This is a genomic window from Planococcus sp. A6 (assembly GCF_028823615.1).
Classification (GTDB): Bacteria; Bacillota; Bacilli; order Bacillales_A; family Planococcaceae; genus Planococcus.
In genome coordinates this window covers 15,786-36,902 of the sequence record NZ_JAPEHT010000002.1, presented here as the reverse complement: position 1 = coordinate 36,902, position 21,117 = coordinate 15,786, and the positions used below count along the sequence as shown (strand labels likewise).

Sequence of the window (21,117 nt, the reverse complement as noted above, 5' to 3'; positions counted from 1 at the left end):
ACTCAAAAGGTTTTCCCCCTTCTCCCTTGTTTTTCGATACCTTTTTTCTGTTCAATCATTTCGTGCGTTAATTCAAATGTCTCTTCAACAAGCACTCGATCATTAAGCGGCACACTGACTGTCAGGTGAATCGGCTGATTAGAGCCAGTCTTCTGACTTGAGCCAAAGCTCTGCTTGATGCTCGACCCAACAGATGAGGCGCTATCGAGTGCTGCGGTACCGTTGCCGGCATAACTTACATCGTAGTCTCCTGAATTCAACATCGAATCCATATCAAACCCAAAGTGTTGACCGACCCGTTTCCAAAGGTCAATCCCTTCAGCACGGTTTGTTACCAATGGGATGATGGCCTCCATGCCCTTCTCAGCAATCCACGCCAGCTGCTTCGCTTTCACGATGCCGCCTTTGAAGAAGCCTTCCGGGTTTATGTTCTTGCCATTCCGTAGCACCTCATAGTGCAAATGGGGACCGGTTGAGCGTCCAGTTGAACCGACAGTACCGATTCCTTGCCCCTTACGTACCATGTCGCCAGCATTAACCAAGTTTCGCTGGTTATGCTGATAGATCCGCTCCATGATGCCCGATTTAATTCGCACATAGTTACCACGGATAGAATGAAACGCCGACTGAATTACTTTACCAGCGGCCTGTGCCTTGATTAGTGCTCCTGCAGGCGCCGGATAGTCAGCTCCGTTATGGAAGATTCGTTTCTTGAGGATCGGGTGCATCCGCCAACCATAGCTGGATGATTTCCCGAAGAGACGACCGAAGCCAGGAGCTGGACCACCATCATCGCCGAACCCGTCTAGTTTGCCTTTTACAAAACCGACTGCACCGGATTTCACTTTGTTCCAGGCGCCTTTGGCCATGTTTGCTATAAAGCCGCTACCGCTTGGCTTTTTAATCCCAAGACCATCGAGCACAAGATCTAGTAATTTACCAGGCTTTTTAATGTAATCGAAGACATCTATCGCCGTATTTACGACTTTCTTTCCGAAGTCTTTTCCACCTTCCCAAACATGACTAGCTACATCTTTACCTTTGCTTAGCAAGGAGTTTAAGATGCCTTTTCCGTTGTTATATGCGGGTATGCTTTGGAGAAATTTCTTCGTATTAATCGCCGAAAGCACCTGTGTTCCTTTGGCGAAATTACCTATAACATCTTTTCCTTTCATCATGCCTGCACTGCCATCGGGATTTATGATAAGTTCCGGACCCGCGTTAGCACCTTTTCCGTCATTTACTTTAGCTAATCCGCCAGGATGGTCTTTAGTGCCGTGAGCATACTGTGGAACGTTCCACAATGGCACGAAATTCTTTTCCTTCACGCCTATTTTTTCAAGCACTCCGTTGATTCCGCTAATGACACCATTTACTCCATCCCCAAGTTTAGAAGCTAAAGTATTAGCAACTTTGGTGACACCGTTACTAACCTTGGATGCCATCTTCCCTATACCATCACCAATACGTTTTGGTAGTCCTTTTGCCAAAGCCACAATGTCAGAAAAACGGCCTTTCACGGCATCGTAAACATCTCGAAATATATTGGTGAACCAAGACTTGATATTACCGAGTCCAGTTTTTACCGTGCGGAACATAGCACTAAATCCGGTAGTAAAAGCTGTCTTGAGGAAGTTGATTGTTCCGCTCGTAATGCTCTTCAGAGTAGACCAAATACTCTTAAAGAAATTGATCACATTCGTAAAGGTTGCTTTTGTTGTATTGTAAATAAGAAACCAAGCAGACTTGACCATGTTGAATGCTGCTGTTGTATTTCCCTTGAAGAGCGTGACTATCGCTTGCCACATACTCGCAAAGAACGTTCGGAAAGATAGGATGAAAGCCTTCGCTCCTCCGAGAATCTTCCCGTAGAAAGTCAGCTGAACAAAATTCCAGATGAAATTAACAGCTCCGAAGAATAGCTGCTTCACACCCTCCCACATTTTCTTGAAGTCACCGGTGAAAAGACCAGAGAAAATCTTCACGACGCCCATAATGATATCTAGCGCCCCGGTAATGACGCCCTGAATATTCCCCCATACGGACTTAATGAGCGCAAGCACAAACGGCATAACAAATTCGATTATATTAAGAATAAAATCAAAAACGTTTCGAACGGCATCCATAATCTGCTGTCCGTCTGACTGCCAAAAAGCCACTATCTTTCCTACCATGTTGCCTATAAAGGAGACGACCCCAGACACCGCAGACTTCACTGACGGCCATAGGTCAATTAAGACTTCCTTTACTCGATTGAAAATAGCGGGTCCATGCTTGTCCCAATTATCACGTAAGGTTTGAATATAGCCGGCGACAAAGCTAAGCGCTATGCCGACACCGGTTTGCACTTTTGGCCATAAATCTATTAAGTACTGCTGAACATAATCGCCTGCCTGCTTCAGTATTGGCATGATCGAATTCTTGAAATCGATGAATGTATCTTTCATAGATTGGATTGCTGATGTGACTCCAGACCAAGTATCTGGACCGAGACCCCAAGCCCAAAAGATGTTTTCGACAGTTTCATCCTCGCCACTAATCACATCTTTCAAAGCGCCAAACGCATTGCGGAATGGTTCGATTGCGTCTTTTGCGCGACCTATTGCTCCACTAACCCAGTCAAACGTTGCGCCAATTTTATCGCCAATAGCATCTGCATCGATTTTTTGAAGCGCTCCTGTAGCAGCTTGAATGCCTTTAACGGCGATTCCAAGCACTGGCGCTCCAATCTTAGCTTTGAAGTCTTCCCAGGCTTGGCTCATGTTACCCATGACGTTTTCCCATCCGTCAGATTCGCGGGCCGCTTGTCCAAGTGCGCCGGAAACTTTGTTTGCATCTTCAACCATTTGCAAGAGCGTCAATTGCTTCTGAGCTTCGTCCAAATCATTAAATGACTTCCCATAAAGCTCATTTGCCGCTGCATTACGGCTTGTTTCAGTGGCAGAGAGCCCAAGAGCCGCATCGTTCTCATAGTTCCCTTTCAAAAATGACTGCAGGCTTTCTGTCGTGTCCTCGAGTGATCTGTCATAAAACGCCGCACTATCGGCAATCGCTCTCATCGAGCGGTCGGCTAAGTTCAACGAATCTGCAGTGTCCATTCCGCCTGTTTTGGCGAATGCTGCGATTTTTGTGAAGCTTTCTTTCATACGGTTTTCGAGGATGGATGCTTCGCCAGAAATAGCAGATAGACTCTCCGCAGCTTCGCCTTGCATATCGCCGAAGACCGTAGAAAATTGCGCTTCTACTGCCTGGGCTGAGCCTGCAGTTGCTGCGAGTTCAAAACCGAAGTCTTTTATCTTATCAACTGCGAAACCCGCTGCAAGTACGCCAACAAATGTTTTCAACTTGCCACTGAGTTTCCCGACACTTCCTTCTGCTGCGCCAGTTTCTTTGACAGCTGCATCACCGAAGTCCTTCATTTCGCCCGTGGCATCTTCCAGCGCATCGTCTACATCTTTAGCCGCGTCTTCCAGCTCATCCATGTGTTTATCCGCTTTCTTTACATCTCGACCCATTTCATCGAGCTTGTTTCCATCGCCGAGCTTATCCAGCTCACCATCAAGCTTCTTAGCTGAATCGCTGACCTTTTTCATGTCGCCAGTCGTTTTCTTTGCGCTAGTAGATAAGTCGTCGAATGGATCAATCGCATTCAGAACTTGGAGTGATTTCTTCCCGACATTCTCCATATCGCGGAAAAAATCGCCCATGGTCTTACGAGCCTTCTTCGTATTGGCTGTAACTTCGATATTACTTCTACCACCTGTGGCCATATTCTCCCTCCTTTCTTTGGCAAAATAAAAAAGCCGGAATTACTCTCCCGACTTCCACCAATTTCCGCCAACAAATTCTTCTTTCTTTGGCTCTGCTTTTTTCTTTTGTTGTGTCTCTTCATACGTAGGAACCAATTCATTAAAGTTTTTGCCCTGGTTGAACAAACTATCTACCAGCAGCATTAAGCCCTTATGATTCTCGATGGTCCGCTTCCGGCTCTCAGAATACTTCTCTTCATGAGCTTGCTCTGCTTTCCGATTCAGCCATTCGAGGGTATGCTCCAAAACATATTCTTCTTTGTAGCCAAAATGCGAAGAAACAAAGCCAATCTGATCAATGATTTTATCTATCAGCTCGTCGTATGTTAATCGCTGACTTCCGCTCTCACTTCCTCCGGTTGATTCTCCTCCGCTTCTGGGAACCGCTCTTCCATCCACTGCTGAATCACTGTTTGCATGTCCGGAATTTCCACCCCATACATCTTGTTCGCTAGGTGCCGGACTTGAGTAAAAGTTTTGCTTAGGTTCGTGTTTTCCACTAATAGAATCAGAACATCAAGCATTTCGTTTAGATCGAGCTTCAATGCCTCTTCGTCATCTACTTCAAGGATGATCGCGATGACGCGAATCAATTGCTCGTCTTTTAATTCATCAACTACAGCGACGATGCGTTCTAAACTCGAAATTTCGTCGTTCTTCAGTGTTTCTCGAACGCGACTGTAAATGCGCACACCATCGGTACCAATGAACTTTACGATTCCGATAATCTTTTTTAAATCAAGGCGAGGAACGTCGAATGACGTTTCCTCACCTGTGATGTTGACAGTTCCGATAATTGGATTAATATCGAGCGATTTCAGTTTGTTCTTAGCCATGAATGATTTTCCTCCCAGTTAAATAGATTCTTCGATTTCGTAATAAACGTTTTCATCATCAGCAACACCGTCTTCTGGGAATGCTGTAAGTGAAAGTGGCAATAGGCGTTTGTTTTTGTTGAAGCTTTGCTCCTTGTCGTCGCCTGTGACTTGTACTTTGCGGATAACAGCCATGTACAACGAGCCGTCTTTCTTCTGGCTGATCAATGCATAGCGGTGATAGGGCACATCGCGCTTTGTCCCGTAACCAATACGCTTAGTCGGCAATGCAAGGACTGGAGAAACCGAATCAGTGATCTCATAGGCTTTTTCAACGCCCGTTTCGAGTACCACTGTGCCTTCGTTAACGGATGCGATTTTCTTCAGTTCGCCGCCTGTAAACTCGACCCATCCTCCGACTTTGAATTCAGCGTCAGGAGTCGTAAGGGTAATAATTTTTGCCCCTGCAGCAAGAGCGCCGGCCAGCACTTGCGTCGTGCCGATTTCAGCAGTAGTTTCAATGATCTCACCACCGACCAATGCGAGCTGACGATTGACGAGCGTGTTCTCCGCCAGGCTAGTCGTGAGGGAGTGTGCGTAGCTTGTCACTTCCGTGTCAGCTGCTCCCATAATTTGATCCACTTCGAAATCTTCAGTGGTAAAGCCTCGAGAAATTGCGATTCCTTCGCTCGTCGCGCCAAGATCGCGCCATCCTGCTTTCAATTCGAAAGGCGATGACGTGTCCATGACATCGCTGATGCGCGTCGGAGCTGCAACGTTAAGATCTGCGACTACTAGGCGACCCGGGCCGCCAACAAAGTTCTCTGAATTAACTTTATGAATATCTGGTGCCATTATTTAACCTCCTCAAATTTCCAAGAATCCATCTGCAACAATTTATCTGCGACTTCCTTCGAAACATCACGGTCTACAATGAGCGTTTGCCCATCGTAAATATCCGCCTTTTCGTTCTTTTTCATGCCAGTTTGCACTCGCAAAGCGGCGACCCCGGTATTCTTTTCCTTCGGGCCTTTGCAAACGATCTTGTTTAGCTCAGGTGCTTTCTTTTCCTGCTTATTTTCTGCCATCTTATTTCCTCCTATGCTTCAATATGTTCGAGTCTCATATAGACCCACGCTTCAAACGAACCGGTCTCACCGTCTTTGGATGGTATCGGGTTGCCTTCGCGTTCGCACCAGGTGCCCCTCAACTCATCGATGCTTGCCGCTTCCCTCTCCAACAAAACCATCGCTCTAATGAGCCCAGCCATTGCTGCTGCTTCATCAGGCGAGCGATAGATCATTTGGATACGAGAAAAGCCTACACCGCCCGCAGAGCGGACGAGTAGGCCTTCTTGAATGTTGGATTGAAAAGTATTCGCATCGACATGATAATCGGTACGGTCATCAAAGAATCTTCGTACCGGAGGAATCGGATCTTTATAAGCAATCATTTAACCCACCTCATATACCTAAGATTCTTTTGATTTGCTGATCGCCCACTCGGTTCATCCGGTCCTGTGCCCGGTCCAACCCGCGAGCCATTACGTTGTATTTCTTTTCAAGATAAGGAGCGTATGGAACAGATGAGCCGATTTTCAAGGTGGTTTGTTCGTTCTCTTCGACCATTTCATAAACCACATCCGCTTCAGTCGCCTTCGGACCGTCTTTCTTTCCAGAGACGTTGGTCACGTAGCCGATAGAGTTGATAAAAAGGGAAGTGTCGATATGGTCGTCTTCCATGACGATCTCCTTGGTTTCATCAGCCCATACCATCCCTGCCGCTTCAACCGCTTTTTGCCTCGCCATCTTCATGTTCTTTTCGGAGAATTGCCCCGCCAATTCCTTAGGCATCTTAAATTCAAAGTTCATTGCGCCTTCAGCCATTCGATCCACTCACTTTCTCAAGAGAGACTTCATGATGATGCAGCCTCCGTTTTCCGTATGCCGGCTTGCTTTCCTGGAATCGATAAGCACCGGGCAATACTGGATGGCCATTCTGATCGCGAATGTTTTCAAACTTTGTATTCTCGTTGAACTGCTCATCAGGCGAAAGAAAAAGCACATTCTTGGTGACGATATCCGTGCTATAAGCGTCTGTGGCGATTGTGCGCTGAATTGAATCGGCGCGGCACGGCACATCTTCTTTCTTCACGTCTTTATAAATGGGCTTCCCGTATTCCGTTTCCCCCACTTTAAGTCCGGGTGTTATGACTGTGCAGCGGTGTATCAATAAGCGGCGCAAATTCATCGCGTCCCGCTCCCTGGACCAAAAGTTGAAAAGAAGAGTGGCTTTAGATTTGCAGACGGCCGCAGAGAGTAAAGAATCTGATCCAATTCAACAACTCCAGTGGCTTCACCAGGTTCTGCGCTTTTTTTCGTATATGAATACGAGCCCAGCTTTTCAGACTGCACATTATCAAAAGCTTCTTCTTTCATTTCTGGCTGATCCTGAAACCACAAAAACTCCACAAGTAGAATGGTCGCTCGCCTCAGGTCTGCTTTTTTATCTGCATCTTTTTCATCAGCAAAGCTGCGGCCGGTGAATCGTCTGATCCACCGCTCCGCTCGCTCAACTAAGTCTGTAATCTTTGCATCAGCTAAATCATTTATTTCTTCAAAAGCAACGCGCTCTCTTACTTCCTCAACGGTTGCAAATGCCATATCACTTCACCTCAACAATAAACCCGGCTTTAATACGAGCCATCAGGAATGACGACGGATTCTCTGGAAGCTCCTTCTCCTGATCGTCAGCCAGAGTGAATCCAACTTCCTGATAAGAAGTCTTTGGATCTTTTAGCCGATATTTCTTGACAGCCTTCTCTTCTGGAACGTCAGAAGGAGACGGTGGGGATTCATCCCCGGCCGCCTCCCGCTCCGCCCGCAAGTCTTTCTGCAGCTGATCCAGATCTGCTTGCGTATTCTCTTCAGCAAGCTTCTCTGCTTCGTACCCTTTATCAGGGAACTCGTTCACGATTTCATCTGCTGTATCGATTTTAGCCATTAGGCTCTCCTCCTTATCGTGCTGTGTCCAGTTTGATGATCATACGTGCGTTCTTATCGAATGGCACGTAGTCAGAAGTGACGGTTGCGTATGAACCTTCAACCTGCGTCTTCGCGTTACGCTCGTTTTCAACTGAGAATGGCTTGTACTGGTACTCAGCAAGCGCGAAGCGTGTATCGACAACCATGATGCGGTCATCTGGCACAGACTCGGAAATGAATGGAGCCATGCGAAGCATATCCGGCATATCGCCGTTCTTCAGCTCGTTCAAGAAGATCATTTGACCGTTATCCTCTTTCATCGTCGCCCACTTCTCGGCAGTTTTCAGGTTCATGACGGCACGGTTGTAAGTGAATCCGTGTTCTTGGTTCCCGTATTGAGCGGCGTACCAAATATCGGACATCTTCCAGTCACTAGCCGTTTTAACGCCAACTGTCGGAGCGGCATCAGTGCCGTCTTTGAAGTACCCATTCAACAAGCGATGAATGGCCAGCTTTTCATCCGTGCGGCCCATTTGCAAGCCGCGTTTGCGCAAGTGCAGCGCCAACATATCGAAGCGCATAGACTTTGCCTCATCCGTGATTTCAATACCGCCACCGCGCTTGTACACAAAGATCGTGTGGTTCGTATCGAGCTTGATGGAGACGACCGGAATTGGCGCACCCTGGCCAACAAGAGATAGATCAAGGTCATCGTTCTCTTTGTTTTCGATTTCATAGTACTGGTAAGACATCTGGTCCATCGAGATTGTCTGAGCAATCAGCTCGCTTGCACGGCCTGCAGCCAAATATCCTTCACGGAACCCGTCTTCCAATACGGCGTTAAAGAGCGGCTTCGTATTATCGTTCTCATACAATGCACGAGCTTGCATCGGCCCGACATCCGCAAAGCCGAGTGAACGAATGGCATCTTTAACCGTTACGCCTTGTTGATCCAAGTAAGCGCGGAATGTTGCCGAGCTGTTTTTGCCCATCAAATCAGGCGCCTGTCCTGCAATTCGACCATCCGCTCGTGCTGCTTCTTTGATTGCTGATGTGAGGTCCGTCCCGTTTTTAAGTTGAACTACTTCCCCGCGACTGTTTTTGATTTTGTGTTTGAATTCCATTATTTCCCCTCCATTATGGCAACAGTACTTCGACTGTGCCTTTCGCTGTATTTACCAATGCCACAAATGTTCCGTTTGCTGCTGCAGCCACTTTTACGCCGCCAGTTGCATCTGCTACTACTGAATCACCGACTGCAATTGCGCCAGAATACTTAAATTCTGCATTGCGTGAGAAGCCGTAAGCATGTACGCCAAGCGGCGCGTCCGAATCCGTGACAGTATGCTTGGCCACCAATTGCACGTCGTCTCCATCCGCGCATTTCACTGCGTGGTAAGCTCCTGTTGTTGCGAGTTTCAAAGGTGCCCCGGCTTTGACCGGCGCTTCCTGCGTTGCCTCCTGTGCGAATACTGTTAGTGATAGACCATAGCTATCAGGTACAATTCCACCGCGCTTGTTCAACATTATTTCCCAGCTCCTTTATATGTTTCAGATACGATGACGTCATCATCGCCACCAGCCGCTTGTTGGCGTCCAGCTAGCTTCTCTGCTTCTGTTTGGCGACCTGGCGTGAACCGCTCCCCTGCCATCGCGTCGTATGCTTCGATTTCTGACTTGATGTATTCAATATCTGCAGAGCGAGACAGCATGTTCTTATATGGCTCCGACTTGAAGCCTTCGCCTTGCGCACGGACACGAGCTTTCACGGCTTGGTCGACAAGATCAGTTACGTATTGGCGCCCCTGCTCCGCCTCTTCCTTCATTTTCTTCACACCATCAACAGTTGCCGCATCTCCAAGCTCATTGCGAATGGCGATGTCATCCGGCTGACGGAATTTCTCCCCCTCCGCTGTCAAAAGATCGTAGACGGCCCGCTTTTCAATTTTGTTATCTTTCAATTCACTTCGTAGTTGATCCATCAAATTCATATTTGCTCCTGCTCCCTTCTTATTTTGCGCAATATAAAAAGAGCGGCTTCCGTCGTCCAATCGAACGTCGAATCGCTGCTCCAGCTTATGCACTTTATCCATTTCCATTTGGCCTTGCTTCACGTAATCTCGCGCTTTGTCGATGTACGCGTTTGGTGTAGATCCCTTATAGACTGTCGAGACTTCTCGTAAGCGTGCATCCACGATCCACGCGAATGATACGCGTCCATTTTCGTCTTCCAGTCCAGGAATATGCGGACAGTCAGAATTCCACAGGTCTTTGCCGCAGCTACCGCACCGATACGACCCGCCAGCGAAGCCGACCGACATATCGCGGACGATACCGGCTTTGATTTGCAGGATGGTGTCATCCGTTTTGTTGCCGTTTGCTGTAATCCCGCGCATGATGTACCAGCTGCCGCGAACGGCATTCGATAGCCCGCTCTCGTCGCCTACTGTGGTGACCTCTCCGTCATAGGAACGGCCGTAAGGATTCACGTAAACGTTATGGCCTTCCTGCAAGCTGACGCCGTTCTTCAAGTCGTCTGCGTAATTCCGCAGCGTGGTGACTGGATCCATTCGTGTAAAGTGCGAGTCCATTCGATCATTCGAACAGTTCCCGCTGAATGTGAAAATTTCAGATACTTCAACCGGCTCCAATGTATGCCGATTAATCTTTTCGAGATCTATATCGGTATTCGGTGCCTCTTCTGTCGATAACGTAATTCTTGCTGGCAAATGCAGTACAGTACTATCTCCCATTTATTTCACCTCCTCTCAAAAAAAGGATTTTTTTAATGCTTTAACGAATTTACTAAATATAGAAAGTGTGGTGAAATTTATGACAGTCTATTTGATTACTTATGATTTAAAATCTCCAGGACAAGATTATTCCGCTTTATATAAAGCAATCAAGTCTCTTGGAGATAACAGACATGATTTAGAATCCATCTGGTTTGTAGATACAAACTTGTCGGCAAAAGAAATCTACAATGTCGTTTATCCTGTAATGGATAAAAATGATAATGTCTTTATTACTAAGGTGACTTCAGGTTACTACGGGAAAGCCTCAACAGAACTTTGGGACTGGTTAGCTAAAAAAGGTCTGCAACCCTAATAAAAAGCCGCTAATATTTTTAGCGGCTTTTTACAATTCTTCTCCTTCTAATATCCGTTTATACCAGCAGCGGCACTGAATGACATTCGAAGCGGACGCCCCACGTGACGAGTCGCCCGGGAACATCATCTCTTCCAACTCCCCGTTTCCGTTTTCAATCAGGAAAGGCTCGTCAAAAGCAACCGTTTGCCCACTCGCTTTCCGGTGCCCTGGGCGCGTCCGGTCTTGCCTTGCAGATTTCCAAGTCTTCCCGATTACTAAGCCGCTTTGCCGGTCTGAATCGTTCTGTCCGGTGCGGGCCGCTCCAATCATTTCAGTTCGAGCGATAACTTTAGCTCGGTACTTGCTGAATGATTGGCTTTCTTCCAGCGCTTTTGCTGCTTTATCAATGGTGTACTTGTCGTCCGCTACGGTGTCCCAGAGATCCATAATGACATCTTCGTCAGTTGCATCTTGAATGAACTCAGCGGAGCGGCGTGACCGGTCGCTGAGCGCTCTTAGCAACTTCTCATCCCGCGGATTGAACTCGACTGCAGTATCGAAGGTGAGCACGTTTGCCATCCCGCCTTCAGTAGCAGCGAGCTCGATCCAATCGCGGCCCAATTCATCCCACAGTGCCAATTGCTCGGAACTGTCATAAAGGATATTCGCCCGGACCCAATCGCCGAAAGCTTCAATAGCTTCCTGCTCAGAAGTCAGGGGCGTTCCAGCTGCTCGCATCCGTTCGATGTATGCCTTGCGTTGGAACTCCAAGAACCGCCCGAAGGCGTCTTCCGCTTGATCCGTCAGTTCTGCTACTTGCTCGGCCCAAGGCTCTTCTGTTTCGCTGATGAATGCCTCTGCGCCATCTTCAATATCATCTTCATCAGCTCGTGTCTTTCCCATCATTCGCGCTGCGCTTGTCGGCGGCCGGAACGAATTAAGAACCGGATTGCTCGCGGAAGGAGCGGGACCAACCGCATCATGGCCAACAACATCGTTTGCCGCTTCGTTATTATCAATCCATCCTTGATTTACCTGGTCTCTCTTCGTGGTCGTCCGGATCTGCTCGGCCTGCGCCTCTTGCATGGCATTTCTGACAGGCAATTCGTTGAACGTGACCCTTGCACGTCCCTGAAAGCCATTCACCTGCAGGTAAACGTTAAAAGACCGCTCCATTAGGCGTTTGATTGTTCGCTGGATGCTTTTCACACCCGCAACAAAGATTTGCCATTGGACGGTCCCATGAGTTTCTGTCGTGCCTTCATTGCGGCCAAGTAGAATCGGCAGCATCTTCAGAGCGGAAACGATTTGCTGATTGATGACCTCAATCACTCGAGTAGCATCCATCGATTTACTACCCGCTCCGCCTGTAGTCGTGATTTTTACAGAATCGGTATGAATAAAGTCAGCATCCGGCTCTAGCTCGTTGAAATGCTTCTCCATATCTGCGATAAAGCCCTGAACGAAATCTGATACCATCTGCGGATCATGCTTAATCTCGTCTGGTAAGGCGCCCATGATGCTCTCTTCCACAATGGAGATGTCAAAGCGCTCATAGCCTTGATGATGAATGACCCGCTGCAGGTCTTTGAGAACTTGCACCTGGAAGAAAACAATCTGCAGAATCGGCAGGAGCGGCGCTCGCCCGTGCGGATCTCCAACATCAGGATCCAGCGGATAATAAAAAACAGTCTCCGGATTCAATACTTTGAGTGATCCGTCAGACTGCCGCTGTACCATATTCATTTTCAGCTCTTTATCACGCATGAAGTCGATTGATGTCGCTTCTACAACATGGATGTCCACCACATCGTTCAGCTGCTCGTTCAGTTCGACTTCTGCAGCAAAGCCGCCGCTCGTGTAACCCGATAGCGTCCACACACCGACAAGCTGGTCCATGCCGCCTCCATAGAGAGGGCCGACCCGCTTCGCCAGGTCTTCGAGCTTCTCGGTCATTGAATCGTCCGGTGTTCCATCAGCCCGTACCGCCTCGACTTCGAAGCCGCTATTGACTAATCGAATCAAGTTCCAGATGGCCATGCTGGCATCCGGGTTCAAATCCCGAATCACTTTCAAGCTATCGATTACTTCTTTCGAGCTGTACGATTTTCGACTGAGCACCTTTTCATAAAGGCCCCACTGCTGCTCCCACTTAAATGCGGTTTGCTTTGTTTGCTTGGTGGTAGCCGCTGCCGCTCTTACATGCTTCCTCAAATTAGAATCTCTTTTGGCGTTTTTGATATTAAACCAATCATAGAGTCCCAATCACTCACCCCCTTCTTTTAACCCCGCCAATCATCGGCGGCGCTACATATTTCTTTTCAGCTGGCGGCTCATGCCAGCGGGACAATGCTTGCGTCATTCCATCGACGTCATCATCGTTCTTTCCATAAGGGAACGTACTGAATTCGCCAATATAGTCATGAATCCAAGGGGCAATCGAGCCGTCCGGCAAATATACATTGCCTGCTTCTACTTCTGGAGCGACCGCTTGAGCACGGACCACCTTACCGCCTTTCGGATTCACTGGAATAAGACCAGGTATTTCTTGAGTCAGCAATTCAATGACTGCGGTTCCGTTCGCCTTATCCTCAACTAGCTTTGCCCGAGCTTGAGGCCATTTAGCTGACATTGTTCGGATTGCCTGCATTGTTGCTTTCAGGCCCATTCGTTCTTTTACACGGTCCAACAAATACTTATCCGCTCCAATACGGCCCCATACTTGACCGGAAACAAAGTCGGATGTCTCAGCATCTTTGAACGTGCAATCCCATGATTGAATGATCTCATCGAAATGAGCGGGAGCCACTTTATAATGCTTCCACCAGTCTCGCTTAAAGATGGTACCGCCTGCCGGAGCGGGACGTTGTTGGAAGAGTGCGTTCCATGTTCGCGTTCCGACTTCCTTCTGTTTGTCTGCTGCCCACTTTTCGTCATATCCCAGTTCAGGACAAAGCGGCTCACCGATTTTCCGACCGAGTAAATCATCTTCGTCCTCAGCAATGGCCGGCATACGGATCCGCTCCCAATCGTGAGGAGAGCGCTCGAGTAAGCGGCCAATAATATCGTCCTCGTGCCACCGCGTCATAATGACAATGACTGAAGCATTGTTGTGCAAACGAGTTGAAAGCGTCGATTCCCATTCATCCCATACCGTGTCGCGAATCGTTTGCGAGTTTGCGGCCTGGGCGTTCTTGAATGGATCATCAATAATCAGCAGGTCTGCCCCTTGGCCGGTAATAGAGCCGCCGATACCCGTGGAGATCATGCCACCATCTTCAGCAGCTACATCCCAGTTACTCTGAGACGAATTGCTTTGCGATAACGAAACGCCAAAAAGCTCGGGACCGTACTCTTCCAGCTTTGACCGGTTGAGGCGCCCAAACTTCTTGGCTAATGTATCGGAATAGGAAGCGGCAATGACTCGCTTGTTCGGGTTCTTAGACAGGTAATAACTTGGGAAGCTCTCAGTCACCGTCATTGATTTACCATGCCGAGGAGGCATTTCGATAAACATATACTTCTGTTTGCCTTGAGCAATTGGCTCTAATCGATCAGCAATGTATTCGGTGTGCCGGAAATGTTTATAATTCCCGCGATGAACATGGACCACATAATCGCGATATGAGCGGCGAGCCAGTTCGCTCTGAGCTTCCCACGCCAGCTGCTTCCGCTGCTTATCCGTCAGTTTGAGCAAGTTTCCTCAACTCCTCGACAGACAGGCCGGTTAGATCTAGCTTGTTGTCCAAACCACCACTGTGGTTGATTTCCTGCTTATCCCTCCACTGATCAGGCATACGGTTCTTCAGCCAGAAGATTTGAGCCAGCGTTTCCGGTGATTTGTGTTTCGTCACACGTTTGCTGACCACTTCTTTTGTTTTCGGAATGGAGGCGATAAAGCTGAGGCGTTCTTCCCTGGAAGCATCCGGGTATTGCTCATCGAACTCGTCCAGTTTCGCATCAACCAGCTCGTCATGTTCTTCGCGGCCCATCTCCACAGTTACATAGGTCACTTCTTCGTAATCGTAGCCAGTGGCGTTCTTAATCATCGCGTTCTCTATAATTCGATCAACAACTTCTTTGCCTCTTTTTAAGGTGTCCGAAATGTCCGGGTACCGCTTCTTCCACTCATTCAGTGTGGACCGGCTAATTCCGATGTTATGAGCGATTTGTTCATCTGTCAGGCCGTCTCTAGCCCAACCACTCAGCAGTGCTAATCTCTCTTCAGTTACCCAATCAAGATACTTCCCTTTAGCCATCTTTCTATCACCCACTCTCGCGCTATTTGCTTTTTTAGACATAGAAAAAACGCCACCAATAATGGGGACGTCAATACCTTAAAATTTATCGAACGCTTCTAAAAGCGCCTGGTTTACTTTTACTCTCAACTTCTGGTCTTCAAGGTTCTGTTCGAAATCATCAATCATCCTAACCAGAGACTCTCTGTCTAGCTCCATTTCCTCTCTAACTTCAGGATCCAGATTTTGCTCTAGCGCTACGTCATACGCTTTTAACTGTACTTCGCGCATAACCACTTTGTTTTCTCCATTTTCATAAAAGCGCAATTCTTGAACGCTTTCATCATATTGCTTTTTTAAATTCTCATATACCCGTTCTTTATGATCAGCCATATTCATTATATTCACCCCCTCCACTAACAATTCATCAGAGAAGGAATAAAACCCTTTATATCCAATAAAAACCACTCGAAAATAACGGGGCTGTGGGAGGGACTATTCTCTCGAACGCATCCCCTCTTTTTTTCTCCCCTTCATTTATAGTGATATCGTACGGCAAACGTACGGCAAGGACTGTGCTAAATACTGACTCTGACAGCAATCTTCCGCTTTGCGCGTTCAATATAACTTTGAGCTGTTGATTTTCCAACCCCTAAACCTTTTGCTATTTTCGCTACACTGATCTGCCGGCCAATGTGCAGGATATAGCAATGCCGCTCCCGGAACGATAAAGAGGCGAAGATATCGGCCATGATGATTTTCTCTTCAGCAGACATATAGAGATGCTTAGGCCCTTCTTCAATCTGCTCGGTTATGTCCGGAATAAAGTCCATGCTCTGGAAGGATTGAGACTGATAGATTCCCTTTTTATCCGCGCCGCGGTAATTGTTCGGATCTCTTCCAGTTTCCAGCCACTGCAGCACAAAATCCATTTCATCAATCATGCTGTTGTATTGAGTTAAATCGAGTTTGTCCTGCGGATCCTCTTTGTTCAATTTCGCTCTTTTTTGAATCAGTTCGCCCCGGTGCTTTTTATACTGTAGTATCAGTTCATCCGCCCAAATCATCATCTTCACCCCTCCTATCGATTGCGTCTGATGGCCCCGCCTTTTGCTCGTCTGAATGTATCGCGATTACTCCCCATGATTTCCGCCCATTCTCGATCAGAGAGTTGTTCTTTAGACTTCTTGCTGACATTTGTATTCGATGGCGTTCCCGTGTCTCTGAGGCTCGCTGAAAGCCCTTTTTCTCTCAGTTGGTCTTGAATCGTTCGCATCGGCCTATCCCCCTTTTTGGCAAATAAAAAAGGACACAAATCAAGAGCTAGTACGCTCCTAATTTGTGTCCAGTCGGTTCTTCCGTAATGGACTGCTATATGAAGTTATGAATTTTCGGTAGTTGTCATTTTGTGCCCGTTTATGAGCCTAATTATACCATATATTGTGTTCAACGTTCCTATTTTTCTTAATTCTCTCCGATTTCCATTTCCCCTGCCAAACGGATTCGGTGAGACCTAACAACGTCGAGCACAATCCCCTCTTTCCAAATCACTTGATCTTGTCCTGATCGCATGGGGAGAAGCTTCGTGCAGTAGCCGTCCTTCACTACATATACCGCACTTTCCCGCAAGTCGATTTCTTCTGTCATGTCCTTATCTCTCTCGCTCACAAGCAACCCTCCTGATGCATGGAATCTATTTTATACCCAGATAAATGTTGCGACCGTGGCCAACATCGATGCGATGCACACTGCAGTTACCGAGCGCCGGAAATCTTTATCTTTCTCCGCGACCGCTCCCATGAAGCTGATGCACATAATTAAAATTAAGATAATTTTTAATGCAAGAATCATTTACTCACCCCTTCTGGATCCACTAAATCGCCAGTTTCCGCAAAATGCTGAAGTATTGGCAACAACTCCTTCACCTGATCCTGAGTAAGGTGCATTCGAGTACTCAGCAATACATCTTTAGGTATTTCATACGGAACCCACCCTGTCCCGCCTTGCGGTGTCTTAGATGCCATTATTTGTGGATTAGCATCTGCAATTCCAAACCATATTGCGTCTTCTGTAGCCAACGAAGATTTTTGAATCTCGCAAGCGTCTCCGTATCGGTCTTTAAATTCAATAATAGGAAATCCTCTGTTTGTGTATCCACCTGTGATTTTCATCTTAATCCCCCTCCAAGTATGTGATATGCACAACGACCCTCGGCGTCATGCTATAGAATTTTCGGACGTTCAGGCTGACTACTTGGCTGTCATCATGCCACATCACTTTATTCAGACCATCCTTGACGCCCTTGATGTAATTATCGACATCGGGCTTGGTGGTCGGCAGCAGGAGCCCCTTCTCAATCAACTCAAGCTTTGGTTTGGTTTGAAACTTCTTCGGTACCGAACGGTAAAAATCAACGTTAAAGTGAATCGGCCCCTCTATCAACTTCGCCGGCGCGTGCTGTGCAGCTACCAGCCGGACATAGCTTTTGAAGTCTCGGGATTTCGTGGGATCATATAAAACCGTTTTGCCGGTAAAAGACTTACCGGCTCTTGGTCTTCCCTGGGCGACTGGATCCCCAGGGATTTCAAATAATATTTTCATCGACGTTTCACCTTTTCCTGATAAGCTAGTTCTTCGTCAATCGTGATTTGAATCTTCAAGAACTCGGCATCTGCTTCTTCCTGCTTTTTCTTGCAGGTCGGCCCATAACCGGCCGCGATGCTCTTTTGAGTTTTCAGCTCTCGATTGCATCTTTTGCACCCCGACATAGGCTGCCACCTGCTTTCTGTTCCGAATTCAATTTTGCCTCCGAGATGGTTTTCTCAGCGTCTTTCAATAGTCTTTTGAGCTTGCTTTTGAACTCAGCGCCCACTACGTGAATCGGCATCGCCTTCGACCTCCATCCGCTCTTCCCAATCGGTATCTCTGATAGTGAAGAGTGTAATAAGTGCGGCGATTGCAATTGTTAGCTTGTATGCTGCCAAAATCATAAGTTCTTCCTCCACCTTTAGTTTTTTATATTCGGCCCATCTGACGTAGCCGGTGCGTCCGCTGCTCAACCGTGAGCTTATGCCGGTTCTTTTCCTTCTCAGTCGCCGCCACATCTTTCCGGTAGCAGACGCCGTCGATCAAGAGCAGTGTGGGCATTTCGTTTTTCACTTTCAGCACTTCCGCAGTGACCGCAATTTTAATCCCTGGCTTTACTTTCCAACCCATCAATAACCAGCCTCCTGTCGTTGCCAATTGATTTCGTGCTTGGCCATGTACGCATCTGATATTCGCTCCCAGTTGAAGCCGAGCAGATCGCCGAGCTCTAAGAATCGATAAAACGAAAAGTTCCAGCAATAGCTGCTCCATTCGATTTGCGGCACCTCTTCAAAGATGTCGAGCAAGCAATCCTCAACGTCCTCGCTCGCAAGCATCACAAATCCTTCCGGTAGTTCTGTCTTGCCGATTCTCAATCCGATTGCCAGGAAGAGATGAAGCACATCGCAATATTCCTCCAGGAGCGTTTCTTTCGCTTCCTGGTCAACGCTCCAGTATTTAAAGCCGCGCCAGTCATTGGCCGCCTCGGCTAATTCAACGATCAAGGCGAGAAGTTGCTTTTTCAGTCGATTCTCGCCTGGCCGTACCGGATGATTGCGCTCGATTTCTGCTTCCAGCTGCTGTTGCTTTTCGAAGAGTACGTGTAATTCCATCAGTCATCCCCCGCTTTAAAGAATGGCTTGAATGATTCGGCTGGGTAGATACCTTTGAAATCGCCTGACTCATACCAAAAGTCTGCGTCATTCAATCCTCTATAACCATCAGCAGGATGTGCGTCTCTCAACAAATATGATTCTCCCTCTTTATCGATAAACACATCGTTGTATTTAAAATCCCCAATCTTATCCCGCCCCAACTTATGCAGCCAGTAGATTTCTTCTTCGATGGCTTTTCTAAGCTGTTTGGTCCCCATAGTGTTCAGAGGATGGTTGAATGTACTGTCGAACATTACCGCTCTGTTCTCTCTATCGTGAGCGTGGACCGTTGCGATTCGTTTCCCATTGGCAAACAGTCCACCATTTTTATAAACCACCATGTCCCCAGGGAGATATGCCACATCTTCTATTTCATAACCGACATACAGAGCTTTCGCTAAAATCGGAAGTTCTAAATAATTCAAAGGCTGGCAATCAAAAAACCATGTTTCGTGATCTCTTGCTGCACGCTTTAATATCTGATCAGGTCGATCTTCTCGCAATGCAGCTTCCAGCGCGGCGGCTTGTTCCTTTGTCAAAACCGGTTTTTCAGTCATTGATTAGCCCCCTTCTTCTGCTCTTCTTGACGCAGCTGTTGAATTTCCATGCCTGCCACCATACCTGTGATCAGAGCGACCATCATGCCGCCGATTAGAATACCTACCATGCTAATTCCTCCTTTTAGTGGTACACCGTCAGGCTGAAGTGCGTATCGCCTTCAGCACTGAGGATGTTGAATGAACTGAATAAGGGATGCTGCAAGTGCGGTTTTTTTATAAAGCGGCCACCTGCATCCATCACCGATTTCTCGAATGCCGTGACGAACTCGTTCCGCTTTGCTTCCTCGTAAAAGAAACGGTTCAGTCGCGGGTGATGTAGTGGGTGTTGCTCTCTGTTGCGATGATCAACGAGCGTCACTTGGTACGGGTGGCCATTCGGTTGATCGTCACCCAAATCCGGAATGGTGATATGAACGGATTCTCGGAAATGGGCCGCTTCTTTTCTCACGGGCAAGGTCGTACGCCAGTGGGTTCCTTTTGGCAAATCTTCTTTATTGACTACCTGGACGCCTTCTTCGGTAACAAAGAAGTTTTTGTTTAATAACTTCTGGAATTTCTTCCAGCGGCGCTTCAGCTTCAAGTTGAGATAAGCTTCGTATAGAATCCACATGAAGTGTGGCCCCCTTTTTTATTGCGCTGTTTGGTCGAACGATTTACTTGATGATTTCCAGATATTCAGACGCAAAAGGGCTGTCGGTATCACATAACCATTCCCCATCAACGTATACAGCGTCGCAATCGTATTGGTTGTCGCCACTGATACTAAGGATTTCATCAACCTCAACAATTCTTTTTTTCCCTACTATTTTGAAAGACTTAATTACTTTAGCTTGCATATAATCTCTCCTTTTCCGTCAACTCCGCAATAACCAGCTCAGCGTCATGGCAGCGATCAATGCGATGCAAATCCAAATGACGTTAAGCATCGACCGTTACGCCGTTCTTTTCTTCCCAAAGCTCCTGCCGTGTCTTGTATCGGACCTGAGCAACGAACACATTGCCGTCAAAATCTTCTTCGCCACGTTCCTCAGCTGCATATTCGAGGAAAAGCTTTTGATCGCACCCTTTGCATTTGGTGTACTTGTTCGAAAGGTAAGTCCCGTGAGTACCGTTATATCCGCAGTCTGAGCAACGAATCAGGACTTGAACATTCTGTCTGTCATCGAATCCATCAGTACGCCCCTCACTTGATGGCATCTTCAAGTCTGGGTACTTATCAGCAATCGAGAAGCTCGAGCGCTCTGAGCCGATCAGCTCTACCGCACGCGGCCGACCTTTAGGCTCTTTTGGCTTTTCACATGGTTGCTTGCCGATGTCGAACTTGTATTCTGTCTGAGCTGCTTCAATTGCTGCTTCTGCTAATGATTTAGATTCTCGCACCGGTTCCGGAGTTGGAGCTGTAGCATTGGCCATCTTTGGGCTCTGAACTTTTATAGGCACGTTTTCTTTTGGTGGAGCCACCTCTTGTCCGCCAAAGAACCGTTGCATCAGATTAATCACTTCAGTGCCGTTTACAAACGCCTCATCGTTCGTCAACTGCAGTTTGTTTTCATCACGGCCATGCTCAGTGTGCTGTACCTTAGTAATCGTCAATTTAAAGCTCATTTAATTTCCCCCAGTCGATTTTTAGTTTTCTCGCTGCTGCATAACAACGCTGCGCAGATCGTAATAATCAAGTTGCTCAAGTGGCTGATTGTTCGGCCCGTTCGTAATGCCTGCGCTTTTCAGTTCGCGGATCCAGTTCAGCATGAATCTTTGTTTTTCAGTTAATGGCTGGTGAGTTGTTCGTCCCATCTTGTCCCATCCCCTTTCAAATTTTTAACATCCCGAAATGCTTAGCTCAGTGAGTTAAAAGAAAATATTGACAACTTATTTATAAAA

General features: G+C 47.3%; 33 protein-coding genes. 1 reads left to right on the top strand and 32 read right to left on the bottom strand.

Translation table 11 applies throughout. The features are described 5' to 3' along the window. Positions 1-2: 2 nt before the first annotated feature. The 13 genes from ON064_RS00660 to ON064_RS00600 form a co-directional block, all read right to left on the bottom strand. Positions 3-3,770: a peptidoglycan DD-metalloendopeptidase family protein gene (locus ON064_RS00660; RefSeq protein WP_274623190.1), complete on the bottom strand. Its 3,768-nt coding sequence runs from the start codon at positions 3,768-3,770 to the stop codon at positions 3-5. A 39-nt stretch (positions 3,771-3,809) separates the two neighbouring features. Next, positions 3,810-4,055, bottom strand: a complete 246-nt coding sequence (locus ON064_RS00655; protein ID WP_274623189.1) for a hypothetical protein — start codon at positions 4,053-4,055, stop codon at positions 3,810-3,812. Positions 4,056-4,135: 80 nt separating this feature from the next. After that, positions 4,136-4,645 (bottom strand): hypothetical protein, encoded by a 510-nt coding sequence (locus ON064_RS00650; protein ID WP_274623188.1) that lies wholly within the window; start codon positions 4,643-4,645, stop codon positions 4,136-4,138. 18 nt (positions 4,646-4,663) lie between these two features. Then, entirely contained in the window at positions 4,664-5,479 is an 816-nt protein-coding gene (locus tag ON064_RS00645; RefSeq protein WP_274623187.1) for a phage tail tube protein, read from the bottom strand. Beyond that, the gene (locus tag ON064_RS00640) at positions 5,479-5,712 is read right to left on the bottom strand and encodes a hypothetical protein (RefSeq protein WP_274623186.1); all 234 of its coding nucleotides are present in this window, start codon (positions 5,710-5,712) and stop codon (positions 5,479-5,481) included. Before ON064_RS00640 ends, ON064_RS00645 begins: the two co-directional genes overlap by 1 nt. A gap of 11 nt (positions 5,713-5,723) precedes the next feature. After that, positions 5,724-6,077 carry a hypothetical protein gene (locus tag ON064_RS00635; RefSeq protein WP_274623185.1) on the bottom strand — a complete coding sequence of 118 codons (354 nt, stop codon included), beginning with the start codon at positions 6,075-6,077 and terminating at the stop codon, positions 5,724-5,726. Positions 6,078-6,087: 10 nt separating this feature from the next. Continuing rightward, entirely contained in the window at positions 6,088-6,510 is a 423-nt protein-coding gene (locus ON064_RS00630; protein ID WP_274623184.1) for a hypothetical protein, read from the bottom strand. Next, positions 6,503-6,874: a hypothetical protein gene (locus ON064_RS00625; protein ID WP_274623183.1), complete on the bottom strand. Its 372-nt coding sequence runs from the start codon at positions 6,872-6,874 to the stop codon at positions 6,503-6,505. Before ON064_RS00625 ends, ON064_RS00630 begins: the two co-directional genes overlap by 8 nt. Continuing rightward, the gene (locus ON064_RS00620) at positions 6,871-7,287 is read right to left on the bottom strand and encodes a head-tail connector protein (protein ID WP_274623182.1); all 417 of its coding nucleotides are present in this window, start codon (positions 7,285-7,287) and stop codon (positions 6,871-6,873) included. Before ON064_RS00620 ends, ON064_RS00625 begins: the two co-directional genes overlap by 4 nt. 1 nt (position 7,288) lies before the next feature. Continuing rightward, positions 7,289-7,627 carry a hypothetical protein gene (locus ON064_RS00615; RefSeq protein ID WP_274623181.1) on the bottom strand — a complete coding sequence of 113 codons (339 nt, stop codon included), beginning with the start codon at positions 7,625-7,627 and terminating at the stop codon, positions 7,289-7,291. A gap of 13 nt (positions 7,628-7,640) precedes the next feature. After that, positions 7,641-8,732 carry a phage major capsid protein gene (locus ON064_RS00610; protein WP_274623180.1) on the bottom strand — a complete coding sequence of 364 codons (1,092 nt, stop codon included), beginning with the start codon at positions 8,730-8,732 and terminating at the stop codon, positions 7,641-7,643. 13 nt (positions 8,733-8,745) lie between these two features. Then, complete coding sequence (locus ON064_RS00605; protein ID WP_274623179.1) at positions 8,746-9,135, bottom strand: hypothetical protein; 390 nt, start codon at positions 9,133-9,135, stop codon at positions 8,746-8,748. Further along, on the bottom strand, positions 9,135-10,361 hold the full coding sequence (locus ON064_RS00600; RefSeq protein WP_274623178.1) for a hypothetical protein: 1,227 nt from the start codon (positions 10,359-10,361) through the stop codon (positions 9,135-9,137). Before ON064_RS00600 ends, ON064_RS00605 begins: the two co-directional genes overlap by 1 nt. 79 nt (positions 10,362-10,440) lie before the next feature. Between ON064_RS00600 and ON064_RS00595 the strand changes: the two genes are divergently transcribed. Then, a complete protein-coding gene (locus ON064_RS00595; RefSeq protein ID WP_274623177.1) occupies positions 10,441-10,716 on the top strand; it encodes a hypothetical protein in 276 nt (91 codons plus the stop codon). Positions 10,717-10,746: 30 nt separating this feature from the next. On the opposite strand, the gene ON064_RS00590 is transcribed toward ON064_RS00595, so the two are convergent. From ON064_RS00590 to ON064_RS00500, 19 genes are all read right to left on the bottom strand, one after another. Beyond that, positions 10,747-12,912: a phage minor head protein gene (locus ON064_RS00590; RefSeq protein WP_274623176.1), complete on the bottom strand. Its 2,166-nt coding sequence runs from the start codon at positions 12,910-12,912 to the stop codon at positions 10,747-10,749. A 55-nt stretch (positions 12,913-12,967) separates the two neighbouring features. Beyond that, positions 12,968-14,395, bottom strand: coding sequence for a phage terminase large subunit (gene terL, locus ON064_RS00585; protein WP_274623175.1), 1,428 nt, complete (start codon positions 14,393-14,395; stop codon positions 12,968-12,970). Further along, positions 14,376-14,999: a helix-turn-helix domain-containing protein gene (locus ON064_RS00580; protein WP_407951581.1), complete on the bottom strand. Its 624-nt coding sequence runs from the start codon at positions 14,997-14,999 to the stop codon at positions 14,376-14,378. Before ON064_RS00580 ends, terL begins: the two co-directional genes overlap by 20 nt. Positions 15,000-15,035: 36 nt before the next feature. Then, the gene (locus tag ON064_RS00575) at positions 15,036-15,335 is read right to left on the bottom strand and encodes a hypothetical protein (RefSeq protein ID WP_274623174.1); all 300 of its coding nucleotides are present in this window, start codon (positions 15,333-15,335) and stop codon (positions 15,036-15,038) included. 179 nt (positions 15,336-15,514) lie between these two features. Then, the gene (locus ON064_RS00570) at positions 15,515-16,006 is read right to left on the bottom strand and encodes a helix-turn-helix domain-containing protein (protein WP_274623173.1); all 492 of its coding nucleotides are present in this window, start codon (positions 16,004-16,006) and stop codon (positions 15,515-15,517) included. A gap of 11 nt (positions 16,007-16,017) precedes the next feature. Continuing rightward, positions 16,018-16,212, bottom strand: coding sequence for a hypothetical protein (locus tag ON064_RS00565; protein WP_274623172.1), 195 nt, complete (start codon positions 16,210-16,212; stop codon positions 16,018-16,020). A gap of 188 nt (positions 16,213-16,400) precedes the next feature. Then, positions 16,401-16,604, bottom strand: coding sequence for a DUF3954 domain-containing protein (locus ON064_RS00560; RefSeq protein WP_274623171.1), 204 nt, complete (start codon positions 16,602-16,604; stop codon positions 16,401-16,403). A 30-nt stretch (positions 16,605-16,634) separates the two neighbouring features. Further along, positions 16,635-16,787 (bottom strand): hypothetical protein, encoded by a 153-nt coding sequence (locus ON064_RS00555; protein WP_274623170.1) that lies wholly within the window; start codon positions 16,785-16,787, stop codon positions 16,635-16,637. Then, on the bottom strand, positions 16,784-17,107 hold the full coding sequence (locus tag ON064_RS00550; protein WP_274623169.1) for a hypothetical protein: 324 nt from the start codon (positions 17,105-17,107) through the stop codon (positions 16,784-16,786). The genes ON064_RS00555 and ON064_RS00550 overlap by 4 nt, the downstream gene beginning before the upstream one ends. 1 nt (position 17,108) lies before the next feature. Further along, the gene (locus tag ON064_RS00545; RefSeq protein ID WP_274623168.1) at positions 17,109-17,537 is read right to left on the bottom strand and encodes a RusA family crossover junction endodeoxyribonuclease; all 429 of its coding nucleotides are present in this window, start codon (positions 17,535-17,537) and stop codon (positions 17,109-17,111) included. Beyond that, a complete protein-coding gene (locus tag ON064_RS00540; protein WP_274623167.1) occupies positions 17,534-17,704 on the bottom strand; it encodes a DUF6011 domain-containing protein in 171 nt (56 codons plus the stop codon). Before ON064_RS00540 ends, ON064_RS00545 begins: the two co-directional genes overlap by 4 nt. A 93-nt stretch (positions 17,705-17,797) precedes the next feature. Then, positions 17,798-17,926, bottom strand: coding sequence for a hypothetical protein (locus ON064_RS00535; RefSeq protein ID WP_274623166.1), 129 nt, complete (start codon positions 17,924-17,926; stop codon positions 17,798-17,800). Positions 17,927-17,951: 25 nt separating this feature from the next. Next, positions 17,952-18,152 carry a hypothetical protein gene (locus ON064_RS00530; RefSeq protein WP_274623165.1) on the bottom strand — a complete coding sequence of 67 codons (201 nt, stop codon included), beginning with the start codon at positions 18,150-18,152 and terminating at the stop codon, positions 17,952-17,954. Further along, entirely contained in the window at positions 18,152-18,634 is a 483-nt protein-coding gene (locus ON064_RS00525; protein WP_274623164.1) for a dUTP diphosphatase, read from the bottom strand. Before ON064_RS00525 ends, ON064_RS00530 begins: the two co-directional genes overlap by 1 nt. Next, entirely contained in the window at positions 18,634-19,233 is a 600-nt protein-coding gene (locus tag ON064_RS00520) for a hypothetical protein (RefSeq protein ID WP_274623163.1), read from the bottom strand. The genes ON064_RS00525 and ON064_RS00520 overlap by 1 nt, the downstream gene beginning before the upstream one ends. A gap of 124 nt (positions 19,234-19,357) precedes the next feature. Beyond that, a complete protein-coding gene (locus tag ON064_RS00515; protein WP_274623162.1) occupies positions 19,358-19,846 on the bottom strand; it encodes a hypothetical protein in 489 nt (162 codons plus the stop codon). Between the two features lie 43 nt (positions 19,847-19,889). Further along, the gene (locus ON064_RS00510; RefSeq protein WP_274623161.1) at positions 19,890-20,072 is read right to left on the bottom strand and encodes a hypothetical protein; all 183 of its coding nucleotides are present in this window, start codon (positions 20,070-20,072) and stop codon (positions 19,890-19,892) included. A gap of 82 nt (positions 20,073-20,154) precedes the next feature. Beyond that, positions 20,155-20,841, bottom strand: a complete 687-nt coding sequence (locus ON064_RS00505) for a hypothetical protein (protein ID WP_274623160.1) — start codon at positions 20,839-20,841, stop codon at positions 20,155-20,157. 21 nt (positions 20,842-20,862) lie between these two features. Beyond that, positions 20,863-21,030 (bottom strand): hypothetical protein, encoded by a 168-nt coding sequence (locus ON064_RS00500; protein ID WP_274623159.1) that lies wholly within the window; start codon positions 21,028-21,030, stop codon positions 20,863-20,865. Positions 21,031-21,117 lie beyond the last annotated feature (87 nt).

Coding starts and splice junctions, on each gene's coding strand:
- ON064_RS00520 (WP_274623163.1), bottom strand. CDS start 19,233: ATGACTGAAAAACCGGTTTTGACAAAGGAACAAGCCGCCGCGCTGGAA.
- ON064_RS00650 (WP_274623188.1), bottom strand. CDS start 4,645: ATGGCTAAGAACAAACTGAAATCGCTCGATATTAATCCAATTATCGGA.
- ON064_RS00505 (WP_274623160.1), bottom strand. CDS start 20,841: ATGAGCTTTAAATTGACGATTACTAAGGTACAGCACACTGAGCATGGC.
- ON064_RS00610 (WP_274623180.1), bottom strand. CDS start 8,732: ATGGAATTCAAACACAAAATCAAAAACAGTCGCGGGGAAGTAGTTCAA.
- ON064_RS00595 (WP_274623177.1), top strand. CDS start 10,441: ATGACAGTCTATTTGATTACTTATGATTTAAAATCTCCAGGACAAGAT.
- ON064_RS00615 (WP_274623181.1), bottom strand. CDS start 7,627: ATGGCTAAAATCGATACAGCAGATGAAATCGTGAACGAGTTCCCTGAT.
- ON064_RS00635 (WP_274623185.1), bottom strand. CDS start 6,077: ATGATTGCTTATAAAGATCCGATTCCTCCGGTACGAAGATTCTTTGAT.
- ON064_RS00525 (WP_274623164.1), bottom strand. CDS start 18,634: ATGGAATTACACGTACTCTTCGAAAAGCAACAGCAGCTGGAAGCAGAA.
- ON064_RS00660 (WP_274623190.1), bottom strand. CDS start 3,770: ATGGCCACAGGTGGTAGAAGTAATATCGAAGTTACAGCCAATACGAAG.
- ON064_RS00515 (WP_274623162.1), bottom strand. CDS start 19,846: ATGTGGATTCTATACGAAGCTTATCTCAACTTGAAGCTGAAGCGCCGC.
- ON064_RS00600 (WP_274623178.1), bottom strand. CDS start 10,361: ATGGGAGATAGTACTGTACTGCATTTGCCAGCAAGAATTACGTTATCG.
- ON064_RS00580 (WP_407951581.1), bottom strand. CDS start 14,999: ATGTCTAAAAAAGCAAATAGCGCGAGAGTGGGTGATAGAAAGATGGCT.
- ON064_RS00555 (WP_274623170.1), bottom strand. CDS start 16,787: ATGATTCTTGCATTAAAAATTATCTTAATTTTAATTATGTGCATCAGC.
- ON064_RS00540 (WP_274623167.1), bottom strand. CDS start 17,704: ATGTCGGGGTGCAAAAGATGCAATCGAGAGCTGAAAACTCAAAAGAGC.
- ON064_RS00550 (WP_274623169.1), bottom strand. CDS start 17,107: ATGAAAATCACAGGTGGATACACAAACAGAGGATTTCCTATTATTGAA.
- ON064_RS00575 (WP_274623174.1), bottom strand. CDS start 15,335: ATGAATATGGCTGATCATAAAGAACGGGTATATGAGAATTTAAAAAAG.
- ON064_RS00510 (WP_274623161.1), bottom strand. CDS start 20,072: ATGCAAGCTAAAGTAATTAAGTCTTTCAAAATAGTAGGGAAAAAAAGA.
- ON064_RS00630 (WP_274623184.1), bottom strand. CDS start 6,510: ATGGCTGAAGGCGCAATGAACTTTGAATTTAAGATGCCTAAGGAATTG.
- ON064_RS00645 (WP_274623187.1), bottom strand. CDS start 5,479: ATGGCACCAGATATTCATAAAGTTAATTCAGAGAACTTTGTTGGCGGC.
- ON064_RS00530 (WP_274623165.1), bottom strand. CDS start 18,152: ATGGGTTGGAAAGTAAAGCCAGGGATTAAAATTGCGGTCACTGCGGAA.
- ON064_RS00535 (WP_274623166.1), bottom strand. CDS start 17,926: ATGATTTTGGCAGCATACAAGCTAACAATTGCAATCGCCGCACTTATT.
- ON064_RS00570 (WP_274623173.1), bottom strand. CDS start 16,006: ATGATGATTTGGGCGGATGAACTGATACTACAGTATAAAAAGCACCGG.
- ON064_RS00605 (WP_274623179.1), bottom strand. CDS start 9,135: ATGTTGAACAAGCGCGGTGGAATTGTACCTGATAGCTATGGTCTATCA.
- ON064_RS00640 (WP_274623186.1), bottom strand. CDS start 5,712: ATGGCAGAAAATAAGCAGGAAAAGAAAGCACCTGAGCTAAACAAGATC.
- ON064_RS00565 (WP_274623172.1), bottom strand. CDS start 16,212: ATGCGAACGATTCAAGACCAACTGAGAGAAAAAGGGCTTTCAGCGAGC.
- ON064_RS00545 (WP_274623168.1), bottom strand. CDS start 17,537: ATGAAAATATTATTTGAAATCCCTGGGGATCCAGTCGCCCAGGGAAGA.
- ON064_RS00500 (WP_274623159.1), bottom strand. CDS start 21,030: ATGGGACGAACAACTCACCAGCCATTAACTGAAAAACAAAGATTCATG.
- ON064_RS00625 (WP_274623183.1), bottom strand. CDS start 6,874: ATGAATTTGCGCCGCTTATTGATACACCGCTGCACAGTCATAACACCC.
- ON064_RS00620 (WP_274623182.1), bottom strand. CDS start 7,287: ATGGCATTTGCAACCGTTGAGGAAGTAAGAGAGCGCGTTGCTTTTGAA.